We start from the raw sequence: 24,340 nt of genomic DNA, 5'->3' as shown, positions 1-24,340 counted from the left end.
ATTCATGATTATTTCAATTTATTATTCAAGTCACGTGCAACTAAATAATAATAAATATAAAAACCAAACCAGAAAATAATGGCAAATATACAAGCTATTGCAATCCAAGTTACTATTGGACCGATACCCAAATTAATCGGCATCCATTTAAGATAAATTGCAATTAATAGCAATATTGTCATGCCGACACCCATCTGAATGATAACTTGAAATGTTAAAGGCAAATCTTCTTTATCATAAATAAATCCTGAAAAAGTAAATCCCCAACCTGCAACGATTGACCCGAAAAATGAATTTATTATGTCAATGCCGCTAAATCGAATATTCTGAGGACCCTGATAAAGAGATATTAAAACCATGACACACATTACAATAAAACAACCTACAAAAGCACCTAATGCAAATTTTTCAATTAATTTTACTTTCATAAAATCACCTACCAATCCAAAGCCTGTTTAAAGTTAGGCAAATATTTCCTTGAGTATTGTCCTTCAAACCATTTTTAAGTTCAATAAAACATCATTCCTTTAAGTGAAGGAGCTACTTTCTTTATCTTTCTTAAATTTACAATTGTTGTTTTGGAAATGCGGAGAAAATCAGTTGTTAATACATCTTCAATTTGATATAAAGGCTTTTTAATTACATACTCATGATCTTGGGTATAAACAGTAACCTGCTTATTTACAACTTTAAACATGAAAATTTCACTAAATTCTAAAAGTGCAATGTTTGAATCATTTTTAACAGCCAATATTTCATTTGAATCCTCATTTTCCAAAATTAACATTGCTTTTGTAATATTATCAGTTAGTTTATCAGTGTGAATATCTGCATATGGCTCTTCAATATCTCTTGAAACAAATAAATTTACCTTCATACTTTATTTCCTTAATTTTTTCATCTTTTATTGAATTTTCTGTTCTCTGCATATCCCTGTGTCAAATTTAATATCAAATACAAAAGGTTTTACAAAGTCAAATACCATGCACTACCAAGAAAAGTTTTCTTGAAATTTGAGTTCATATCATCTCTCCGATCTTTCTTTTAAATTTCCCATATTGCCATTTGATAATATATCTTAATAAAAGACGGTATAAATGATTATTTAACAATCACTTCAAGATGCAAAATATTGAAACCAAGATGCAAAAAATAGCAAATAAAAATAAAATTTAAAGCAGCTATAAAATAGCCACTAAGAAATATAAAATAGAAGTGATTACAGGAACTGTTAAATTATCAATTCCACCGTAACTGAATGCTTCACATGCTGTTGCAACTGCAGAAATTGCCAAGATACTAACAATATTAAATTCAGGCATTGTACAACCGATTGAATAGAATACCATCCACACAAATACACCCATTACAGAGGTAACAACGAACATTGTAAGTGATCCTTCAAGAGATTTGGTTCCTCCAAATACTGTATATTTAATTTTACCGAATTTTTGACCAATTAATGCTGCAAATCCATCACCATATACCATAGGGACAATAGCTAATGCTACAATCCAAAGGAATAACTTAGAGTCACTAGCAGGAGCAATTATTGTAAATATTGCAATTAATATTGTCCAAATTCCAGCATAGAAAAACAATCCCAATGCATGGCCAGACTCAGTTACACTGTTTTCTATTTTAATTGGCGAGTAGTCAGTTAAGAAGAATAATGCAATTGTAATGGGCAGTGTTAAAAACCAAACCATGTTCCACGGATTTGCAAAAAATGGCATTGCAAATATCATGTTACCAACCATGATATGCAAAAATTTACGTGAAATTTCAGGTCTTGTTTTTAAAACCATTTCAGCCACTACAAAAATAATAGCTACATAAATATAAACCACAATTAATGCAATGATGTCTGTGAATACCATTAGCAATACTCTCCGTATTCACAGCCGGTATTTTCCATTTTTACATGGTCAATGAGAGTTCCATCTTTTTTGTATAATTTGATTTCACCCCATCCATTTCCTCCATTCCATAACCTATTGTGTAATTTTTTACCTGTTGGAGCCTCATAGTTGATTAACAACATATCTTCACGTTTGCAATAAAGCACCAATTCCATTTTAGAGTCTTTGTTACTTGCATTTACATGCCATGTATGTACGTCTTCACCTTCTTCAAAGTCAAAATCAATCTTAACCATATTCCAGAATCTAGCAAAGTTATATTCATACATTTTACCTTCGTAGTAAAAACCGATTAATAATTTGCGAGGAATGGAAATTCCGAATGCTTTTGGTCTTCCCCCACCTGCTTCAAAAGCAGAATTATTTAATTTTTTACCGGTTTTAAGACTAGTTAAGTTACATGAGGAAATCCAAAGCCAAGGTGATGTGAAGTCTCCTCCCCAGTTTTTATCTGCATAACCATAAGATTTTTCAGGAATCACTTCATATTCCCTACCATCAAGCCAGATTGTTCCACTATATTGAGTTTTAATTCCTTCAGCATGCCAAAACATTTCAAATGAATTTAATTTCCTGAAAAGACCATTAGCACCATAACCAACATTAAAAGCGATTTGTTTATCAATGTCTAAATCCCACATCATATCTCCAGCATCACTCATATATTCTGGATGATCACGAGATTCTTCTTCACTAACTCTTGCAAATCCGCTCATATGAGTTTCTGTTAAGCTGCAATCCCCTACTTTGATATTTAATTCATCATCCGGACATTCAAAATATTTCATTGAGTAAAAATTATGAATTTGCTTTGCATTTTTACCCCAGGTGCCTGCTTTGATCATACAATAAGATGGTTTTTTACCGGCTTTTTGATTTTCAGGCAATTGTCCAAGAGTAGGTTCCTCTTCAGCTAATTCTGGATTACATACAAAGTACTCAATGAAGAAAGGTTTTTCTTCACCAGTTTCTTTATCATATGCGGTTAAGGAATGCCACCACCAGTCATAACCTTTCTTGGCAAGTGGCCCTTTGAGCATATAAAAATCTCTTTTCAAATCACTTTTATTCATTACTAATCCTCCAAAGATAATACAATATCAGATTTGTTAAAAATCGTTTAAATAATTTATTAAAAAATTTTAGTAAAATAAAGTAAAATTAGAAGAAAATAAGAAAAAATTAAAAACGATACTTGCAATGAATAATTTATAACATATATAATAAAATAAGTCTAAAAAAAAGATTTAAAATGGTTAATTTAAAAAAGCTTCAATTAAAAATTATTTATAAAATACATTAATATCATGATTTTATGATGAAATTTATAATAGTTTCAATTCTAAAAATTGAGGTTCCCAAAAACTATTTACTTTGGCGGACAAATTAATAAAAAATATAATTTTTGAGGAAAACCTACCAATAAAGAGCAGGAAATGAAGTCCACACAACATTTTTTAAAATAAAAAAATATAAAACATTAAAGCAGTAAAATAAGAAATAGATAGTGTTTAAAATGAATGTTTTCAATACAAATATTTAAAACATATATTACTTTCTAAAAAAATATTATTAACAATGAATAATGTCTATTATTCTTTAAAAATTATGGAGGGTAAAAAATGGCTGAAACTACAGACAAAGTTATTGTAATTGTAGGATATCTTCTTGCTATATTTATACCTATATTAGGTTTAATTGCAGGAATAGTATTATACTTTGTAAAAAAAGAAGATCCATTCTACCAAAAACATGCAAAATATATTATAATCGTTTCAATAGTCGTATGGGCTTTAAGCGCCATATTTGTGGGAATGCTCAATGTTGGATTAGACGGTTTTTAATTTAAACTTAAAAATTTTTTTCAATATTTTCATATTAATTAATCTCCTTAATTAATAAGAATTTTCTATTTTTATAATCTTTTTAATATATTAAAAAATAAAATAAAAACCTATTTTTCACTATCAGTTAAACTTTCAAAACTGTTTAGCATAGATTCGCTAACTGAATAAATCTTTTGCAAATCAAAGAGATTGTCAACCATATATCTTCTGAATCTTTCACAGGCATAATCATCATATCGCAATCTTATTCAATCATATTCTATGTCCATAAGGATAAGATTTTCAGGCTCTACAACCTTGATATATGCTCTTGGCTCATTTTCTTCAGGATCCAGCAATCTTCTTACATCATCAAGAGTTAGCTTTCCATAATTTACATCCAGGAAACTCTCATCATCTTATGCACCATATTCCATAAGAAACTTTCACCGTAAATGTCTACAAAAATAGGACTGCAAGTCTTGTTTAAATGAGCAAAATTATTGTTCTTATTCTTCTTGTCATCCTCATCTATTGCTGGTCTGGATATTATGATATCCTGAATTGTTCTTTCAGTTGTTTTCTGCTTTTTTTGGTAAAATTAGTTTGAAATGAATGTTTTCAATACAAATATTTAAAACAACCTGATTTTTCCATGATTCATTATCATTTGGTTTTGGTGGTTGTGCTGGGATTCTGTTGATTTAAGAATGGATTTTTCCTAAAAGTTTTTCCAAAAATCTTTCACTAATAGAAGCCCTACCTTCTTCAGTTGTACTTAGATTTTGTTTTTCAACCATGATTCCACTTCCAGTTATATCAATTGATTTTATCACATACTCCCATATTCTTCAAAATGGCATAGTGGATGTGAAGATTCATCAACAATACTAAACTATCTTAAACAGCCAATTGGAAAAACTTTAACCCCGTCTGGACGAGTGTATGCATATTTTCCACCGGTCAATACTGCAAGAAATGTAGGATTGTCCAATTTGTCATTCTTTTCAATTAAACCATTGATTTTAAGTAGATTTTGAGAGCCTTCTTCTATTCCATCATTTCCAAGTTTGCATTCTATTAATGCATATCTTCCATCTCTTAAGTGAACAACACAGTCGATTTCCAAACCTGACTTGTCATGGTAATATGAAACTTTTCCACCATGAGAATTGGTATAGATGCTTAAATCACGAATGCATAAGTTTTCAAAAATGAAACCGAATGTATTCAAATCATTAATCATGGATTCAGGGTTTGCATTTAGTGCAGCTACTGCGATTGAAGGGTCTATGAACACTTTCTTATTTCCTGATCGGATTGCTGATTTGGATTTGATGTTAGGTGACCATCCCCTATTGTCTTCAATTACGAATAATCTTTTTAATGCATCAACATATGAATAGTATGTTGGCCTACTTATATCCATGAAATTAGCATTCATATCATCAATGATAGTCTGGTCCTTAGCCAATGTAGAATTGTTTCTTGCAAGTGAACGCAATAATAATCTTACTCTATCAGGATCTCTTTTAACCCCATCAACGGCAGAAACATCAGTATTACAGATATTTTCCAAATAATTATATGCAACAAACAGTTTGCCCTCTCGGGTTTTTTGGTTCAGTGAATCAGGCCATCCGCCACGACATGCTGCAAATATCAAATCATCAATTGTTAAATCGGATTCACATTCATTAATGTTGATGTCAGGATTGTTGAATAAATCCATAATTGAAATTTGCCCATTGGATTCGCCGCTTTCATACAAGCTCATAGGCCTCATCAACATCCTATGGATTCTTCCGGTTCCAGAATGCATTATACTATCTTCATCAACTACTGTCGAACCGGTTAAAATATACAATCCATAATCTTCGCTTTCATCAACGCTTGTTCTAACTGAATCCCATAATACTGGAGCCACCTGCCATTCGTCGATTAATCGTGGTTTGTCCCCTTTCAATAATCGTGAAGGTTCTATGTCTGCCCACATCATGTTTGATTTGTAATTGTCTTTATCTTGTAGTTTTAATACACTGTTTGCATGCTGTTCTGCAGTAGTTGTCTTGCCGCACCACTTTGGTCCAACAATAAGAATTGCACCAATCATTGTAAGACATTTTTCCAAATCATCATCCAATATTCTTGGCAAATATTTAACAACCATGATCTCCTCCCCTTGATTTTACAATTTTTCTATATTTTAATTTACATTTTTTCATTAATATACTTTACAATTTTTCATAATTAATTTTTCACCAAAATTATATTTATATTATTAAAACCAGATTGTTGAACAATAAGATATAAGTACAATACCAGAAGGTTCATCAACAATACTAATACTGGATGGAGTCCATTCCCCTATGTCTTTAAACTTTAATCTAGGTATAATTTAATGAGGTATTCTGGTATTAGTACTGGACCTTTAACAATCATTACTTAATCCTCCCTTATAAATTGAGGTTTAATTTTCTTTTTAAAAGATAAAATATTAGAGGAGGAAAAAAATTAAAAAAAAAACATTTAAAATGTAATAAAAATACGAAGTGATATAATAAAAGTTAAATAATTATTTTTTTCCTCTTCAATAATTAAAGGTGGAAAAATAGAAAAATAAGTTAATTATAATTAAAAATCTACAAAAATGAAAAAAAACTAGGCATTATTTAACTCATCAAGTAATAAGAAAATTTCTTCAACAGTTTTCTTAGCTTTTTTAATATTATTTTTTCTAAAGTTAAAATCATAATCAGCATTATTACGATATTTTCTTAAGTTATTTAATAATTTTGAAAGTTCCACTTCTTTTTCAATTTCGTAATATTCTAAATACTTAATAATAATTTCATGTGGATTTTGATTATGACCAATAATAAATGTTCTTTCTCAAAATAAATTTTTGTTAGATTAAAACAAGCATAATAATATCTACCAATAGTGAACGTTTATATGCTTCTTCAGAAAAAGTATCTAAATGAATTCCAACATCATGGAAATCTTTCCACATAAAACTCATAATCACCACAAGTCCACAGAAATTAAATGTTTAACACTATTTGGGAAATTACATAAATCATTAATTTCACTATTCATTCTTTTTAATGAACTCCAATCCTCATCAAAAGAAGATTCATCTCCATTAATATAGATTACTAATTGATTTAATGATTGTATTTCTGGATCTGAATAAAATTCTAAACAATAATCATATTCTGAGAAATATTTTTGCAATAATAATTTAATTTGACTCAAATAATCAAATAAATCATCATGAAGTAAAATAAAATCTTGAATCTCCATAATATTAATAAGATTAAAATCATTAGATAACTCATTAAATTTGAATTCAAATGACTCAAAATATTTAGAGTAAGATATAGGTTTTGATTCAAAATATTCATCCTTTAAACTAGCAGGCAATGTAATATATGTATCATCATCACGAATAACTTCTGGAGGACTCATATTCATTCTCCTTTAATAATTTTTTCAAACTTAGCGGTTATTGAATAATCAAACTTATCAAAAATTAAATGATTCATATCAATTAAATTATCTTTAATTTCCCCAACATGACTAATATTATGAAGCACACAGTCATAATCCAATATGAACATCTTATCTGCATCCACATTAGGGAAACGTGGATTAAATAATCCATATTGCATAGTCATTAAATAATCATCTTTTTTAAAATTTACCTTAGTAAATATCTGTACCAAATTTTCATTATTTTTCTCAAGATTATTAATAATCGCCATATTTGTTAAATCCAGACTAAAAAATTCAGAAACATTATTATTAACATTTTTATCAGTAATTTGATTAATATATCTTAATCCTAAAAAGTTTAATTTTTGGTAATCAAACTGATTAAAAGCGTCCATCAGTAATAAAATTTCATCTAAAAAATTAGTAAAACCAGAATATACCCTATCTCGATATTCTAAAACTAAATCATTAGCTGTCAATGTAACAATCTTTTTGTTATTATGGCTTTTAAATATCCAAACTAAATCTCCTTCTCGAGTAATTTTTGGAAGTTGCCCTGAATTAATATCAATATCTAAATTAATTTTATTATGAGGAATAACTTCTGAAATAGGGAAAGTGCCTGAAATTTTATTAGCAAAATCTTTAACTACTTCTTCATCATTACCAGTTAACTTTTTAATAGTTGGAAATTCAATTCTGAAAATAACTTCACTAATAAAATTTTCATCAAAACGAATTCCTTTTTCCACATTTACACCTCAAAAAAATAAAACCTAAAAAATTAAAAAATGCAATTATAATTATAGTCATAATTATAATTCTGGGAGCATATATAATTTTTCTAAAAATAATGGCTTTGTAGAAATCCTATTTGATTCTTACAAAAAACTTTTCAAAAATATTTTTCTTTGCTATTTTTACTTTAATTTTTATAAAAATTATCTTAACATTAGTATTTTTATTTTACACTTGAAATTTCACATAGATTGAAAAAATAAGCAATATATAGTTATATATAGTAAAACGGAGAATAAATATTATTATGAAGCAAGAAAATACCTATTCTCCAGTTAGTAGTTTGTTTTCAAAGCAATTAAATCTTTCGGATTTTGGTTTTGAAAAACCCGCACTCAAAAAAATTAAAGAAATTAACAAAGAGATAAAACCCAATAAACTCTTAAAATTCATCAAATATACATTTAAATACTCAAAAATTGTGTTAAATAAGTATTCAAGTCATTTTTCGAAGCATGACTTCACACAACCTGCATTATTCACACTTTTAGCTGTGAAAATCTACACAAGAAGTACATACAGACAAATAACAGATTTATTAGAACTTTCTGACAAAATACAGGAACATTTACACTTAAAAAAGGTCCCACACTACACAACACTCCAGAAATTCTTTCAAAGACTTCCAACATCAATATTACAAGAATTAAACAAATTAATATTACAAAATCATCAAATAACTGGTAAAATAATTGCTTTAGATGGAAGCGGCTTCACTAATGACTACGCAGACAAATATTACGCAATAATGAGGCGAAAAGAAAGAAAAAGCTACATAAAAAACCATATTTCAATCGATGTAGATACAAGATTAATACTCCATTTCGCAGCTCAAAGAGGCCCAAGATTTGACACACGATTTGCAATCCCTGCAATAAGAAATATAAAGAAATATAACCCAAAATACATACTAGCAGACCGAGCATACGACACAGAACCCATCAGAAAATGCATTAACGAAGAAGCAAAAGCAGAAGATCAAATACCATTAAAAACCAGAGCAAAAAACGGACATTACCGATTAAAAAGTAAAAAACAATTCAAACAAGAAATATATTCCAGAAGAAACAATGTAGAATCAATATTCAGCGTAATTAAAAGAATATTTAATGGAACAAATAGAAGCAGAAGCTTACAACTGTCAAATAAAGAAACAAAACTCAAAAATACAATTTATAATATTTACAGATCAACTCAAATTCAATAAAAATGAGGATTTCTACAAAGCCAAAAAAACAATTAACTTGATATGCCAATTAATTGATTAAAAACATTTCTTGAGTTCTGAAATGTTGCAAAATGTAACACTATAACATGAAAAAAATAAGTGAAGCATTTGAAAATGATTCAATGTTCAAACAAGTTTATCGTATATTTTTTTACCCAAAGCTGCAGCCAAAGCCAAACCTATTATACCAACTGGCCTAAGTGAATCAACATAATTATCCACAGCATCTCCAAAAATCAATATTAATATTGCAGACATAGCAAAAAGCAACAGAAAGACAATGATTATGCTTAAAACTCCCGCTAAAACTTTTCGAATTATAGATGAAGATTTATTGTTAGATTGACCTTCCGAAATATTAATAGGTTTAAATTCACTTCCAGTATCAGAAATCATAGCACTAGCTGAATTAAAATCTTTAATATATGGACGTAAATCCATTAAAAATAAATTTAATGTTAATAACCAAGATTGAATTACCCCTTCATTCGACACCTCCAACCTACCAGAAGTCAATGCTCTACAACAAGCAAAATAATTTGCACAAACACTAAATGAACTAACAATATGATAATATGTATCATATTGTAATGTAATAGTATCCCAAAAGTTCTTAATATATTTATCCAAATTTTTGGAATTACTACTCCATTTAATTTTGCTAAGTTTTTTGAAAAATGTTTTATTGATTACTTCATAGTTCTTTATTTTTAAAAAATTTTCTTGACCTAAAGTTAATTTATAACCCAAATCACTATAATAAACTTTTTCTTTCTCAATATTTGACAATTCCCTACGAAGTTCACCAATGCAACTGCATTCAATCACAAAAAATAATGAATCAATACAAACAGATGATAAGTGAGAATTACTAAAAATAAAACCAAAATCTCCCAAAACATCATTTGCATCCAAATATAAATTATTATTATCTGAATAGTTATTAATATCTGTCTGATAATGAATATTTTCTGAAAGAAAAGCAAATTTATCATCATATTTAAAACTTAAAATCAATTCACGGAGATCCTCCATAGAATCAGCATCCATAAATACATCAAGTTTTTCATAATCTTCATTAATCCATTCATCAATAGTCTTTTGAGGAAACTGAACCATAATTACTCACTCCTACCAAAATTTAAATTTTAAGAATCTTTTTAATTATTCCATAAAACATACTAGTGGGGAATAAAAAAATGCCTGCTAAAACATATCTGTCTTGAGGAGAATTAGGATAATAATAATCTCCAGTTAACAAATTGGCGGTATACTGAAAAACCATAATTATTAATGAAAAAAACAATATTGACAACAATATTGCAAATATCTTTTTTACATTAACCGAACCATTATCATTGTCAACTTCAATATTCTTGTAAGAATTTACAGAAGGTAAACTAGCACAAGGACTATTTGATTCTAAACCTCTAATATATGGACGTAAATCATTTAAAAATAATTTTAAAGTTAAAATCCATGCATCAGCAATATCTTCAACAGAGACAACATTTCTCCCCCTATTAAATGCATAACACCTAGATAAATAATTTGCACAATATGCAAACTGTACATCCACCCTATTTTCAGTGCCATAATTAATAGTCAAATTTGACCAAAACTTTCTGTAAATAATCTTTTCAATTTCATTAGCCTTTTTATCTAGTTTCATATCTCTAATTGTTCTAAAAAATTCTTCACTAAGACTAGAAAAATCATCATATTTATCGAAATCATCCAAATATACAGTTAATTTATAAGGAAGATTCGAATTTAGAACATGTTCAAATTCAATAATATCCATAGGTCTTCCATAAGAACATGAACAACTATACATGATAATAGAATAAACTCCAACAAAAAAATTATAATTCATAATTGAAAGTTTAATCCAATATTTAAAAGATTCCAAACCATTATATGCATTAATTATAAATTTTGAATGATTTTTAGGTTTATCCATTAACGGTTGCGCATTAAAATCAATGTTTTTCGATATGAAAATATATCTTTCATTTTCAGATATAGTTAACAATAAATTTTTAAGTTCATTAAAATTTTTCAAATAATTGAATTTTTCTAATTCATTAAAGTTTTTTTCAATACTCTTTTTGAAATTATAATCAAACATTAAATCAACCTGCCAAAATTTTAATTTTCATATAATAAAAAGAAATAAATAAAGCATTTAAAAATGCTTCTAAATTTAAAATTTGAGAATATTTTTAACCAAAGAATAAAACATACTAGTTAAAAATAAAATAAATCCAAATATTGCATAACGAGTAGTTGGTGCACCAGAATAATAATAACTTCCAGTTAGAATATATGAAATATCTTCAACAACTAATATTAAAAAACAAAAAAACAATATGGATAAGAATATTGCAATTATCTTTTTAATATTAAAACTTCCATTATTTTCTTCTTCAACTTTAATCTTTTTATGTGATTTTAGAGAAGGGACAATAGCACAAGGACTATTTGACTCCAAACCATCAATATAACCTCTTATATCATTTAAAAATAATTTAAAAGTTAAAATCCATCCATCAGCAATGTCATTAATTGTAACAAATTTATTTTTTCTTGAATATGCATAACATCTGGAAAAATAACTTGCACAATATGAAAATTCAACAACAACAGCTACATAATGATTTCCAGGTTCTGCTAAATTAAGTAAAAATCCATGATAAATAAATTTATCTAATTTTTTTGCTGATTTATCTAATTTAACATCACGAATTGTCCTGAAGAAATCTTTATCCAATAATGGAACATTATTTATGTTGTAAAAATCATCCATGACCAAAGTTAATTTAATTGGAAAATCTGAAAAGATTATTGATTCTAATTCATCATTACTTAACATTCTACCATATGCAATAATACAACTATAAACAATTATTGAATAAACACTAGTAAATGAATTAAAATTCATTATTGATGGTTGAATCCAATATTTAAATGATTTTAAACCATTAAAAGCATTATTAATAAATGTTGAATATTTTCTAGATTTTTCCATAGTTTCAAACATTTCAAAATCAATATTTTCAATAATGAAAACATATTTTTCATTATTAATGAAATCATTGATTAAATTTTTAAGTTCAAATAAATTTAAAACATCATCAAATTTATCCAAATCTCCAAAATTTTTTTGAATATCCTTTTCATAATAAAATTCAAACATGAATAAACCTCCTTACCAAAATTTATATTTTTTAATACAGTGAGACAATCCCTTAAAAATACTTTTGTAACTTGACAAATTGCCCTTATTTTCATGATTTAATGATAATTTATCATTAAATTTCTGATAATGGAAATTATCCGAAACATTACATTCATCATTAATTTCCATATTATCATTTTGATAACTAATCCTCCTTAAGTACAGTCATATTATCAGACGAATTAATAGACAAATTATTATCCACATTGTTAGCAACAGAAACTGAACCAATAATCATCAAAAGACAAAAAAATATTACAATTGAAAATAATTTATCAATATGTTTATATGTTATAAATACCTCCAAAAAAATAAATTAAACAAATCAAAACAATTAAAATAAAAATAACCATCAAAATAATGACAATTAACTTAAATTAACTATATTAATATCTAATTTTAAAAATATATAAAATTAACCAACAATTATCAAAAGATGATACTCCAATTATAAATAATTAAAAACAGAACTCAACATTTAGACTACAAATGGAAAAATGGACAGGAAAAAACACCTAAAAAATCAGAACCCTATAAAATTTTACATATTCCAAAAATTAAAAAAAAACATTTAACTTGATTCCCAATTACTTGATTAAAAACATTTTTTGAGTTCTGAAACATTGAAAATTGAATATTATCACATGAAAAAATAAGTGAAGCATTTGAAAATGCTTCAATGTTCAAACAAGTTTATCGTATATTTTTTTACCCAAAGCTGCAGCCAAAGCCAAACCTATTATACCAACTGGCCTAAGTAAACCAATGAAATTATCCAAAGCATCTCCAAAAATCAATATTAATATCGTTGACATTACAATAAGCAACAGAAAGACAATAATTATGCTTAAAACTCCCGCTAAGACTTTTCGAATTATAGATGATGATTTATTGTTAGATTGACCTTCCGAAATATTAATAGGTTTAAATTCACTTCCAGTATCAGCAATCATATCACTAGCTGAATTAAAATCTTTAATATAGGGACGTAAATCCATTAAAAATAAATTCAATGTTAATAACCAAGATTTAACCACATCATCAGGCATTACTTCTAAACGATTATCATTAAATACATTACAACATGCTAAATACTCTGCACATTCACCAAATGAAGAAGTAACTCCTGAATCAGTATTTAATTCTAAAGTGAGTGTACCCATCAAATCTCTGTATATAATATTTTTTAACTTATTTGCAGAAGAATTCCACCTTATTTTTTTCATTTGATTAAATAGTTCATTATTATATTTAAAATTTTGATTGAAATTAGATGAAATATCCTGATTCAAAGTCAATTTATGAATTAAATTACAGTAATAAATTTTTTTTCTCTCATTATATGATAAATCTCTTTTAAGTTCACTAACACAACTATAAACAATTATATCATAAACAGATGCAAAATGAAGTTTGCTCAATTGAGATTTACTAAAAATTCCAAAAATTTTAAAACAATCTGATGCATATTTAAAAATTGGAATATCATCTTTTAATTCATCAAGTTCAATAATACAGGTATAATCAACATTATCTGAAATAAATATGAATTTTTCATTATTTCTTAAATCACATAATAATTTACGGAGTTCATATGCTCCATTAACATCTAAAAAAGGATTAAGGGCATTATATGCTTTAATCCATTCTTTTTCAATGAATTCTTTTGAAACCATTGTACACTACCATAATCTAAATTTTTTCACATAAGATTTTAAATATTTAAATGAATTTTTAACATAATTATATGTACTCTTTTTATAATGATTATAAGTTGAATAAACTTTCTTTTTTGCATAATTATAAGTTGAATGCACTTTTTTCTTAATATAATGACCCGTAGAATAAAATTTCTTTTTGGAATACTTATAAATTGAATAACATTTTTTCATGCCAAAATTAACGGCAGAGTAAACTTTTTTCTTCACATATGAATAACTAGAAACTAACTTATGTTTTACTTAATAAATAGATTTAACAATTTTCTTTAGAGAACCTTCAATCAATTAGTCGTGGCTTTATAAGATGAATAAATATTTTTAGAAATTAAACTACCTTTTGTTTTATCAATTAAATATGCAACTGTAGATTTAGCTTCATTTGTCGTGCTGTCCATTCAAAATAAAGAAACAAAATCCCTATATCTATTATTATACTCATTTAATCAATACCAAAATAAAATTTTATGATTTTTAATTTAATATTCATGAGTCATCCAAAAAAAAGAAAAAAGAAAATTAAACTTAATTATTTAGTTCCATATACCCTATCTCCAGCATCTCCAAGACCTGGAAGGATATATGCATTTTCGTTTAATTCCCTGTCAACAGTTGCACAAAATATTTTAACATCAGGATGGTCGTTTTCGATTGTTTCAATACCTTGTGGAGCAGCTACAATACATAACAACTTGATTTTAGTTACACCATCTTGTTTAAGCCGGGAAATTGTTGCTGATGCACTTCCACCTGTTGCAAGCATAGGATCAACTACTAGAACTTCCCTATTTTTAATCCCTTCAGGCATTTTATAATAATATTCAACAGGTTCGAATGTTTCTTCATTTCTGTAAAGACCAATATGACCAATTTTTGCATTTGGAATTACATTTAACACTCCATCAATCATGCCCATTCCAGCTCTCAATATTGGAACAATTGCATAGTTATTTTCATTAAGGGTTCCTGTTTCCATTTTCTCAAGGGGAGTTTCAATAGTTGTTTTTTCAAGTTGTGCATCCCTCATTGCTTCATAAACAAGAATTGTTGAAATTTCAGTTACAAGTTCTCTGAATTCTTTAGTTCCAGTATTGATATCTCTTAAAAATGCAAGTTTATGAGTTATCAATGGGTGATTTAAAACAAATTCATTCATGTTTTTCCTCCGGTATTACAAGATTTAAAATTACACCGATGACTGCTGCAAGAGACATTCCTGACATAGCAAGAGACAAATTGCCATAAACAACGGATAATGTTGCTCCACCTAAACCTAAAACAAGCATGGTTGCAGCTACAACAACATTTTTAGTGTTGTTAAAGTCAACTTGGTTGTGAATTAAAATTTTAAGACCATTTACACAAATAAACCCGTATAATAATACAGAAATACCGCCTAAAACGGGAGCGGGAATTGCTGTTAAAAGTGAAGTCAAATGTCCTGAGAATGCAAATATAATTGCTATAATAGCTGCAAGAGCAATAACATAAACAGATGCAACTCGTGTCATGCCTACAACAGAAGTGTTTTCACCATAAGTAGTGTTTGCAGGACCTCCCAATAATGCTGCAAGGAATGTTGCAAGACCATCCCCAAGCAAAGTTCTGTCAAGACCAGGATCTTCAATTAGATCACGACCAATGATTTCACTCAATACTTTATGGTCTCCAATATGCTCCACCATTGTTACTAAAGCAATTGGAACAATTGTAAGGACTGCAGCAAAGTTTAAATTATAATTCATAAATGGCAAGTAAAATTTAGGAATTTCAACCACATTTGCAGTTAATGCTTGAGTAAAATCAACCATACCAAGAGCCGCCGCTGCAATATATCCTACAATAATACCAATCAAAAAAGGGATTACGCGTAAAATTCCTTTTCCACGAACTGCCAAAAATGCAGTAGTTAAAAATGCAATCAATGCAACGACCAGGTTTTTCCATGGTACTACTGCTAAATCTAAACCGATTTCACTAATAGCAGTTGGAGCAAGAGACAATCCGATGACCATAATCATGGGACCAACAATTACCGGAGGCAATAATTTATTAATCCATGCTTTACCAGAAATTCTAATAATGCATGATACAGCAACATATACCAAACCAACAAGCATCAAAGCTGAAAATACACTAGATTTACCAGCTAATGCATACCCTGCAACCATAGGAGCAATGAATGCAAAAGAGCTTCCCAAGTATACCGGACTTCTTCCACGAGTGCAAACAAGATAGATTAATGTACCTATACCAGATGTGACTAATGCTACAGGAATTGATAAAACATCTGCACCTGCAGTGGTGTTAACAACTATCGGAACTAAAATTGTAGCTCCGAACATTGCACATACATGCTGTATAGCAAGTAAAACCCACCTAAGCGCAGGAGGCTTATCACGAACCCCAAGTAGCATATTACTATTTTCTTCAACCATATATATCACAAAATTTTCCTATATTATATCATAAATTGATTAATTATTTTAAAAAATATTATTGAATAATTTAAAAATAATCGTTAAAATATCTAAAATTTGTAAAATAAACTTTTAGATATTGCTATAACAATTTTTGACTAATTATATATCTGAATAAATTAATAAAATATTTTTTGTTTTAAAAATTGTCAGATTATCCTCAAAAACTCAGAAAATTAATCTTTAATAAATGTAAATAATGCTTCAATTATTAAATAAAGAAAATTTTACATTGACAAATTTAATTTTGACGGATATCATTTATTAAAAAAAGAATCAGGAAAATTTCCCCAATATTAAGTTAAACTAAACCCATTTTTTGACTAGTACTATGGCGATACCAATTTGTACCCATACTGTTATAGAAACAATTTACACTATCATTTACAGAATCAGAAAGCTTGTAATTACTTCTTACAATCACACTCTCCTCCCATTTAGAAAACTTAGTTTTCATATAACTTATTTTAGTCCATTTAGTTGGAATATTATCATAACTTCCATAAGAATTGCTCACTAAAACTTTTTTACCATCAGAACTGATATCCAAAATAGAAACATAATGGCGAGGTGCATGGAATACTAATGCAGCACCGCCTTTTTTAAGCTCATTTAATGCATTATCAAAAGATGCTTTGTAGAAGTAAGTTGCATTAAAACCTAATTTATTTAAACCATCAATAATCCATTGACATTTTGTACCCTCCCTACGATTTGTACCCATTAACTTTGCGAGATATTTTTCACAATAATAATTTTTCAAAACCTGAGTACAAACACTAGCTGAATTGGGACCACAATAATAGTTTGTAGATTGAGTCTTCCTTACTTCAGGATATTTATATGATTTACCCTTAAGTAAAACTGAAATTTCACTTAGCCAATAATTAGCTTTATTTTTCCCAACAATCTTAAGATTTATTGCCCTTTCAATAACATTCCATTTTTCTCGCTGAATAATATGATTAGTATTGGGATTATTTTTTGTTTTAAAAAAAGTATATTTGGATAATTTATTATTTAAAAACAAACAATAACTGTCTCTTTTTATAACTTCATTATATTGTATTTTTGTTAATGTGTATCTTGCATTATTGTCTCCCATAACATAATTTCCAGGCATTACATCAATATCTGGAACACCACTTTTTGTTGGAATATTATATTTCAATGGATCTTTCACATTGCCTTCAATACATTTCATTTTTTTATAAACAACATATTTGCCAAATTTCGCACTAACAGTATATGCCTTAGCACATACATTTGGTTTTAAAACAACAATCCCCTCAGAAGAGGATTTTTTAGAAAATTTTTTGCTCGCAACTTTAATTACAATTGTTTTTTTAGAAATTGAAGATTTAGTTAAACCATTTAAATAAATTCTTAAATATCCATTAGTTAAAAGTTTAGAGTTGCCTATTTTCAATGGTGAAAAAGTTGTTATATAAAATTTATGATACTTTGAAGATGACTTAAACTGACCATCACCTTTAAATTTAACATGAAGGGAATGTTTAGATCCTGATGATTTGATTTTATAAGAAATTCTGCCATTTTTATTTGATGTTTTAGTAACTGTTTTTCCTTTGTACTTTACAATCAATTTTTTACATGAGACTGGATTATAATAAGAATCAAATAAATAGAAATACAAATTATTTCCTTTAACTACAAAGTTTTTATAACAAGTGATTCTAGTTGATAATTTAGAGATGCGTAAATACATTATTTTATTAACAGCATTATAATTATCATCACCTTCAAAAGAAATAGTTAATTTATAAGTTTTAGCAACCAAGTTAATGTTTAAATTAGCAACACCTTTAGAATTAGTGTAAACCGAATATTTTTTATTACCGATGAAGACCATCAGCTTTTAGATTTCAGTGGGTTTCCAGAAGCATTTTTGAAATTAAATTCTAATTTATCTTTACTTTTTAAATATGTTGATTTAACAGTGATTTTAGGATTGGTTTTAATAATTTGAACCATATCACCATTATTTGTATTATTTACTGTTTTCGAGTTGTTTGAAGTTTCAACAGTACTTAAATTATCATTAAAACTTGAATCTAGAACAGTATCATTTAATTGAGAAAAATCTGTAGAATTAACATCACTAGCAGGTACAGCCACAATACTCAAAACAAAAATAATCAACAATGAAATAAAAAATTTAGATTTGAATTTCATAAATTCACCATCAAATAATACTATTATATATTTTAATTCCATTAAATAGTTAATGCGAAAAATATAATGAGTCCAATATAAAAAAAGTGGGAAAAATAATTCCCTAAATAATTTAAGCTTCTGCAGGTTTTCCTTTTTCAGCCCATTTTACAGTCATTTTTGTAAATGGTTGAGCAATTGCACTCCAAATCAAACTTAAAATCCAGTGAGAAACAATCATTATTAAAATATCAGTAACTGCGAATACGCCAACGAATGCAAGACCGATAAATACAAAATTATCAATTAGCTCACTGAAAGCAAGAATACCTAAGTTTTTGGTAGATGAATATTCTTTACCTTCGTTTACTTTAGCAGTGATTCTTGCATTTACGAAGTTACCGATTAAGTAACTAATGTAAGATGCAACAAGAATTCTTGGAGTTTGGGTAAATACAAATGCAAGGCTTGAATCTCCAGTATAGTACGCTGGAGACGGTAAGAACAATATTAAAGTTGTCATGAAGACAAATAAAATATCAACACAAAGACCTAAAATAATTGTTCTTTGCGCTATTTTTTCACCATAAACATCTGCGATTACGTTTGTTAAAATATATACCAAAGGATAGATTAAAACCCCGGCAGGAGTTTCCATACCTAAAAATCCAATATTGATAACTTTAACAGTGATTAAATTTGCAATTGTGAAAGCCATACAGAAAAATGCAGTAATAATTACTCTTTTTTCAGTAAAGTCAAAATTCAAATTCATACAAAGTAATATTGATTTTAAAAGTATTTAAATTTAACAGAACAAAATTGAGCTACTGTTTAATAAAAAATAACAATTATAATGCGATAAATAAAATTTAAAAAAATAAACCTAAAAATTGATGAAGTTATTCCAAAGATCCAATGCTAACCTGAATTGGAACTTCAGAATATATCAGATAATATTACGGGATTTAATAATCTCATTTCGGATTTAAAGAGTTGTTTATATGAGAGTATATTATTATCTTCTTGCTTTTCCAACTCTACGAGCAATTACCAATTCCCCAACAGAGATTAAACCAGCAAAGAATTTTTCCAAACCACCAGTAGACCAGATAGCCTCTCCAAAAGTGGAATTCATAATATTTTCTTCATATGCTTCAGGAGAAATCTTAACACCAGTAGTTTTTTGAGAAACAAGAGCAGATGCAGCCATTAATTCTTCCCAAGTAACTCCTTTAAGTTGATTTTGCATTGCTTCATATAATTTTGAAACTTTAATATCGTATAATTCAGATAACAATTCAACAATATCGCAAGCACGAACCATACCAATGATTTGTTTATCATCGTTTACAACAGGTACAGTTACGAATTTATTGTTTGCGGTTAAAATTACTGCTTTTCTTGCAGGATCATCTGCATGAACAGTCCCAATTTCTTCATAACCGCTCATTATATCTGAAATTTTTTCATTACCTTCCCTTAAACCTTTAGTAATATCAAAAGAAGTTACCCATCCGATTAATTGTTTATTATCATTTACAACAGGACAAGTAAAACGTCTAATTTCTTCCATGACTTTTGAAACTTCAATTACACTATCATTTGCATTTAAATATACAAAATTTTTATCCATTAACTCTTTAGCTCTCATAAACAGACCCCATTTTTATTCAATCTCAACTCTTTTTAAAGCTACTACCGGACAATGACGAGTGCATTCAATACATCTAATACATTTATCATCATCTAAAACAACTTTACCATCAACTAACTCAATAGCTCCGGTCGGACAATTTTCTTCACATAAATAACAATTCACACACAAATCATGATTAACATCAATGAAACGACTGTGAATAATCGGCCCAATATAACGGTCCAATTCTATTGCATTGTCATTAAGTGATATTTCAGCACAAGCTCCGCATCCTATACACATTTTTTCATTAACATATGGATATAACTCATCATCTATGAGTTCAATACCTAAATCCATATCCAAATCATCAAAAAACTCTTTAAATTCAAGAGTGAACGCATTTGTTGGACATAATTTTGAACAGTCATCCCAATTATTATCACATGAGTAATCGATTGAAATATTATTCATACGGACTACCCTATGACGGGAACTGATATTGGATAATTTATATTCAATTATATTTTCTTCATTCTCCCCATCATAAACGATTGAGTTATCAATCAATTTAATTGCAGAAACTGGACATGATTGAACACAAATTTCACATTTAACACACTTGTCAGTTATTTTAGCTATTCTAAAAATATTAGCTGGTTCAATTGCATTAACCGGACATTCCCCAACACATGTATTGCACCTTACACATTTAGGTGCAACTGCAATGATTTCATCATTTGCACTAAAATCATCTAGTTCAAATTGGAAATCATCACTATCATCATCTAATTCAACAGATTTTAAAAGGACTTCACGTTCTAAATCCTTCATCTGCTTTATAAAAGATACATTCATTTTAATACCAACTAATCAATTTTTTAATTTAATATTTATATTGTCTTAATAATTAAATTCACTTAAGAAGTCCTCTAAATCTTTAGCGGAAGGAAATTTATCCATTCCAAATCCTTCAATAGATTTACTAGCAACCCAATTTCCGATTCGGCAAGATTTTTCCAAATCATATCCTTTTAAGAAAGAATATAAAAATCCGCTGTTAAAACTGTCTCCGGCACCAGTAGTGTCTACAACATCACATTCATAAGATTCGACGAAACAATCTGTTGAGTTATTAATTGCAAACACTCCTTTAGCTCCCTGTTTTACAACGACGGTTTCAATTCCCAAATCTAAAAATCCAATAGCCAATTCTTTTAAGGAAGATTTATAATTATTGCATAATAATCTTAATTCAGATTCATTAATGAGCAATATGCCTGTCCTATCAAGAATAGGTTTTAACTCATCAAATCCTTTTTGAACATATAACATTCCAGGATCAAAACTTAATACAGTATTTTCATTTAATAAATCCAATAATTCAATTTGTGTTTTAAAAGAATCTCCAACAAAAGAGGTGTAATGCATTATTTTACATCTCATTATGTTTAATGGATTTATTTCACCAAGCTGAATTTCATCATTAACTCCAGGATTGATATATAGGCACCTCTCACCCTCATCATCAACAAATCCCAAACATTTTCCAGTTGAACCTGTTTCGGAATAAATTAAGTTATTTGAGTAAACACCATTAATGGCTAAATTGTATTCTATTAAATCACCATCATTATCTTCAGCTATCTTTCCAATAATAGATGTGGAACAACCTAATCTTGATAGTCCCACAATAGTGTTTGCTGCAGAGCCACCTGGAGTGTCAGTTTCACTTTTTATAAAACTTTCTTCATCTTTACCTGCAATATTTGCAACAGAATAAAGTTTATCAACATTCAGTGCTCCAAATCCCACTACTTCTGCATTAATATCATCGTCTAGAATTTCCATTTTAAAAACCTTACTTCAAAATATCTAATAAATTTATATTTTTATCTCCAAGCTTACCGTCAAAATTGCCTGCTGATATTCCAACTACTCCTTCAAATTCCAAAGCAGCATCAATACCTGCCTTAACTGCTTTATTCATTGACTTTTCATCCACTGCATTTATTACAATTTCAGGAATATAATTAATGCCTTCCGGAACTTTAGAAATATCTCCTAAAGATTCTTTTAAAGAAGGGCAATAAACATGATTTGTGGTTGGCCCAATTTCAGGATAGTTTGTTTCTGGTTTTGAAGCTGCAGAACAAATATCAAATGGTGTGGTAGCTCCTTCAACATTCATTATTGCATCAATTACTGCTTCACCTGCTTCTATTACTGCTTGAGCTGTAGTGCACAAATACCAGAAGTTTCCTCCCATAATCCCATTGTTAATTTTGAATTTTTCTTCAATTTGAAAATCAGGAACTGCAATCGGAACATTAATCATTTTTCTACCATATTCTTCAACAATCCATTCATATCCATCACCACAGTGGCCTACAATATCCATCATTTCAATGCATTCATCACTGTTGGATGCAGAATAATCAAAAATACGTGTAAATGGTTTTACTAAAACATCTTGTCTTAATCTGTAGGACAATTCAAAAGCGAACTTGCCAACATCATCTCCCCCTAACCAATATTGGACAACAGCACCGAATCTTCCATCTGGAGTCTGGGATTCATCTAAAAATCCTTCAACACCACCTTCCACTCTTCCGATAACTGCACTGGGAGTTGAAGTGGAATCATAAGCCGCCCATTTTACAATTTTTTCACTAGGTCCTGTAATTAAAGCTCTTACATATTTTCCTTCAAAAGCCTCGAAGAATGTGTCTTTTACTTTTTCATAACTCATTTTAATACACCTATTTTAACCTAATCCGCCTATATCTTTACCACGAATATTGTTTCTCATTTCCTTACTTGCTTTTAAAATTTCATCAAAGTTACTTTCATTGATAATTTCGATTAAAGGATATTTTCCACTATTGAAAAATGAGAAAAACCTATTCTTAATTTCTCCATCGACATTGTAATCATCAAATAATTTTTCATAATCATTTAAATTATTGTAACCTTTAATAAATTCCATTACTTTATTTTTATCATAATTTACATATATATTAGCTATTACTGCTGTTGCAACTGCACTTGGAGATACAATAGCTATTTCAGCAACCTTGAGGGGATATTCATTACCATTAAATGATACACTGATTCCATTGTTTATACAAGCAAAATCTAAAGGTTCCACGTCTGTGATACTGTCCCCAATATAGAAAATTTCATCCTTATCGATATTATCTCTTTCAATGATTTGGTCAATAGCTAATTTTTTTCCTTGCCCACCGACTACTTCCACATTTTTGATTTTTTCATAGATGTCCATTTTTGTAATTCGTGAGAAGAAAATATCATCAAATAGATCATAATCTTTTGGATTTTCTAAAATCAACTGTTTGAATTCATTAATTTTATTGATTTCCTGGACAGTTGGTGTAATGTTATCTAGATTTACCTTTGTGTAAAATGTATTCTTAAAAGGTAAATTCATATAATTAGATATTGCTTCAATATATTGACCATAACTAGTACTAACTATATATGTATTCATTACTTTTTGCAAATAAGTTAAAAGGAATTTTGAATCCTCAACTGAATAAATATGTTTTTGTGAAAAATCAATTAAATCATCATTTTTCAAATTTTCAGCAATAAAAAATGGTAAAATTAATTTTAAAGTATTACCTGCCTTATAATTTTCTTTTTTAACAATATCTACCAAATAATCATCATATAAACTAAGTATTTTAAATAATTTCCCACCATTTTCAATAAAATTGGCTGCCAATTCAAATGCATTATCATTTAAAGTCAGTGGGCCTTCGCAATCCGTGATAAATGATTTTTCAAACATC

At 28.3% G+C, this 24,340-nt stretch carries 27 protein-coding genes; 2 read left to right on the top strand and 25 right to left on the bottom strand.

Annotation, left to right across the window (positions count from 1 at the left end; genetic code table 11):
- Positions 1-8: 8 nt before the first annotated feature.
- From EDC42_RS07085 to EDC42_RS07070, 4 genes are all read right to left on the bottom strand, one after another.
- Positions 9-428, bottom strand: coding sequence for a DUF3021 domain-containing protein (locus EDC42_RS07085; protein WP_069575496.1), 420 nt, complete (start codon positions 426-428; stop codon positions 9-11).
- Between the two features lie 80 nt (positions 429-508).
- Positions 509-877, bottom strand: coding sequence for a LytTR family DNA-binding domain-containing protein (locus tag EDC42_RS07080; protein WP_069575497.1), 369 nt, complete (start codon positions 875-877; stop codon positions 509-511).
- 304 nt (positions 878-1,181) lie between these two features.
- Positions 1,182-1,880, bottom strand: a complete 699-nt coding sequence (locus tag EDC42_RS07075) for a diacylglycerol/polyprenol kinase family protein (RefSeq protein WP_069575498.1) — start codon at positions 1,878-1,880, stop codon at positions 1,182-1,184.
- Entirely contained in the window at positions 1,880-2,995 is a 1,116-nt protein-coding gene (locus EDC42_RS07070; protein ID WP_069575499.1) for a tocopherol cyclase family protein, read from the bottom strand. Before EDC42_RS07070 ends, EDC42_RS07075 begins: the two co-directional genes overlap by 1 nt.
- A 549-nt stretch (positions 2,996-3,544) precedes the next feature.
- Between EDC42_RS07070 and EDC42_RS07065 the strand changes: the two genes are divergently transcribed.
- On the top strand, positions 3,545-3,766 hold the full coding sequence (locus tag EDC42_RS07065; protein WP_069575500.1) for a DUF4870 domain-containing protein: 222 nt from the start codon (positions 3,545-3,547) through the stop codon (positions 3,764-3,766).
- 110 nt (positions 3,767-3,876) lie between these two features.
- On the opposite strand, the gene EDC42_RS09740 is transcribed toward EDC42_RS07065, so the two are convergent.
- The 7 genes from EDC42_RS09740 to EDC42_RS07045 all read right to left on the bottom strand — a co-directional run bounded on the left by EDC42_RS09740 (position 3,877) and on the right by EDC42_RS07045 (position 7,998).
- The gene (locus EDC42_RS09740) at positions 3,877-4,011 is read right to left on the bottom strand and encodes a hypothetical protein (protein WP_255360585.1); all 135 of its coding nucleotides are present in this window, start codon (positions 4,009-4,011) and stop codon (positions 3,877-3,879) included.
- 131 nt (positions 4,012-4,142) lie between these two features.
- Positions 4,143-4,283 carry a hypothetical protein gene (locus EDC42_RS09645; protein ID WP_233144910.1) on the bottom strand — a complete coding sequence of 47 codons (141 nt, stop codon included), beginning with the start codon at positions 4,281-4,283 and terminating at the stop codon, positions 4,143-4,145.
- Positions 4,284-4,452: 169 nt separating this feature from the next.
- A complete protein-coding gene (locus tag EDC42_RS09735) occupies positions 4,453-4,584 on the bottom strand; it encodes a hypothetical protein (protein WP_255360586.1) in 132 nt (43 codons plus the stop codon).
- Positions 4,585-4,643: 59 nt separating this feature from the next.
- On the bottom strand, positions 4,644-5,918 hold the full coding sequence (locus EDC42_RS07055) for an ATP-binding protein (protein ID WP_069575501.1): 1,275 nt from the start codon (positions 5,916-5,918) through the stop codon (positions 4,644-4,646).
- A 491-nt stretch (positions 5,919-6,409) separates the two neighbouring features.
- On the bottom strand, positions 6,410-6,556 hold the full coding sequence (locus EDC42_RS09480; RefSeq protein WP_158005595.1) for a hypothetical protein: 147 nt from the start codon (positions 6,554-6,556) through the stop codon (positions 6,410-6,412).
- 216 nt (positions 6,557-6,772) lie between these two features.
- Complete coding sequence (locus EDC42_RS07050; protein WP_069575502.1) at positions 6,773-7,219, bottom strand: hypothetical protein; 447 nt, start codon at positions 7,217-7,219, stop codon at positions 6,773-6,775.
- A 2-nt stretch (positions 7,220-7,221) separates the two neighbouring features.
- The gene (locus EDC42_RS07045; RefSeq protein WP_069575503.1) at positions 7,222-7,998 is read right to left on the bottom strand and encodes a TIGR04255 family protein; all 777 of its coding nucleotides are present in this window, start codon (positions 7,996-7,998) and stop codon (positions 7,222-7,224) included.
- A 293-nt stretch (positions 7,999-8,291) separates the two neighbouring features.
- Between EDC42_RS07045 and EDC42_RS07040 the strand changes: the two genes are divergently transcribed.
- Positions 8,292-9,251: an IS5 family transposase gene (locus EDC42_RS07040; RefSeq protein ID WP_245988586.1), complete on the top strand. Its 960-nt coding sequence runs from the start codon at positions 8,292-8,294 to the stop codon at positions 9,249-9,251.
- A gap of 147 nt (positions 9,252-9,398) precedes the next feature.
- Here the strand turns inward: EDC42_RS07040 and EDC42_RS07035 are convergent, their stop codons facing one another.
- The 14 genes from EDC42_RS07035 to EDC42_RS06970 form a co-directional block, all read right to left on the bottom strand.
- Positions 9,399-10,391 (bottom strand): hypothetical protein, encoded by a 993-nt coding sequence (locus EDC42_RS07035; RefSeq protein ID WP_123833439.1) that lies wholly within the window; start codon positions 10,389-10,391, stop codon positions 9,399-9,401.
- Between the two features lie 22 nt (positions 10,392-10,413).
- A complete protein-coding gene (locus EDC42_RS07030; RefSeq protein ID WP_123833438.1) occupies positions 10,414-11,403 on the bottom strand; it encodes a hypothetical protein in 990 nt (329 codons plus the stop codon).
- A gap of 75 nt (positions 11,404-11,478) precedes the next feature.
- Complete coding sequence (locus EDC42_RS07025; protein WP_123833437.1) at positions 11,479-12,471, bottom strand: hypothetical protein; 993 nt, start codon at positions 12,469-12,471, stop codon at positions 11,479-11,481.
- Between the two features lie 725 nt (positions 12,472-13,196).
- A complete protein-coding gene (locus EDC42_RS07020; protein ID WP_069573903.1) occupies positions 13,197-14,189 on the bottom strand; it encodes a hypothetical protein in 993 nt (330 codons plus the stop codon).
- 571 nt (positions 14,190-14,760) lie between these two features.
- Positions 14,761-15,387 carry a uracil phosphoribosyltransferase gene (upp, locus tag EDC42_RS07015; RefSeq protein WP_069573905.1) on the bottom strand — a complete coding sequence of 209 codons (627 nt, stop codon included), beginning with the start codon at positions 15,385-15,387 and terminating at the stop codon, positions 14,761-14,763.
- Positions 15,380-16,669 (bottom strand): uracil-xanthine permease family protein, encoded by a 1,290-nt coding sequence (locus tag EDC42_RS07010; protein WP_069573907.1) that lies wholly within the window; start codon positions 16,667-16,669, stop codon positions 15,380-15,382. Before EDC42_RS07010 ends, upp begins: the two co-directional genes overlap by 8 nt.
- Before the next feature lie 343 nt (positions 16,670-17,012).
- The gene (locus EDC42_RS07005) at positions 17,013-18,584 is read right to left on the bottom strand and encodes a cysteine peptidase family C39 domain-containing protein (RefSeq protein WP_069573909.1); all 1,572 of its coding nucleotides are present in this window, start codon (positions 18,582-18,584) and stop codon (positions 17,013-17,015) included.
- On the bottom strand, positions 18,584-18,907 hold the full coding sequence (locus EDC42_RS07000) for a hypothetical protein (RefSeq protein ID WP_069573911.1): 324 nt from the start codon (positions 18,905-18,907) through the stop codon (positions 18,584-18,586). Before EDC42_RS07000 ends, EDC42_RS07005 begins: the two co-directional genes overlap by 1 nt.
- Positions 18,908-19,019: 112 nt before the next feature.
- Positions 19,020-19,661 carry a queuosine precursor transporter gene (locus EDC42_RS06995; protein WP_083234829.1) on the bottom strand — a complete coding sequence of 214 codons (642 nt, stop codon included), beginning with the start codon at positions 19,659-19,661 and terminating at the stop codon, positions 19,020-19,022.
- Positions 19,662-19,904: 243 nt separating this feature from the next.
- Positions 19,905-20,540, bottom strand: coding sequence for a CBS domain-containing protein (locus EDC42_RS06990; RefSeq protein ID WP_069573912.1), 636 nt, complete (start codon positions 20,538-20,540; stop codon positions 19,905-19,907).
- 15 nt (positions 20,541-20,555) lie between these two features.
- Positions 20,556-21,383, bottom strand: coding sequence for a 4Fe-4S binding protein (locus EDC42_RS06985; RefSeq protein ID WP_069573914.1), 828 nt, complete (start codon positions 21,381-21,383; stop codon positions 20,556-20,558).
- Positions 21,384-21,428: 45 nt separating this feature from the next.
- A complete protein-coding gene (locus tag EDC42_RS06980) occupies positions 21,429-22,376 on the bottom strand; it encodes a carbohydrate kinase family protein (protein WP_069573918.1) in 948 nt (315 codons plus the stop codon).
- Positions 22,377-22,386: 10 nt separating this feature from the next.
- Positions 22,387-23,277: a formylmethanofuran--tetrahydromethanopterin N-formyltransferase gene (locus EDC42_RS06975; protein ID WP_069573923.1), complete on the bottom strand. Its 891-nt coding sequence runs from the start codon at positions 23,275-23,277 to the stop codon at positions 22,387-22,389.
- A 15-nt stretch (positions 23,278-23,292) separates the two neighbouring features.
- Complete coding sequence (locus EDC42_RS06970; RefSeq protein ID WP_069573926.1) at positions 23,293-24,339, bottom strand: hypothetical protein; 1,047 nt, start codon at positions 24,337-24,339, stop codon at positions 23,293-23,295.
- Position 24,340 lies beyond the last annotated feature (1 nt).

The sequence above is a fragment of the Methanobrevibacter gottschalkii DSM 11977 genome, assembly GCF_003814835.1.
Lineage (GTDB): Archaea > Methanobacteriota > Methanobacteria > Methanobacteriales > Methanobacteriaceae > Methanocatella > Methanocatella gottschalkii.
Note: the sequence above shows the minus strand (reverse complement) of the source record. Positions and strands in the feature narration are given on the sequence as shown.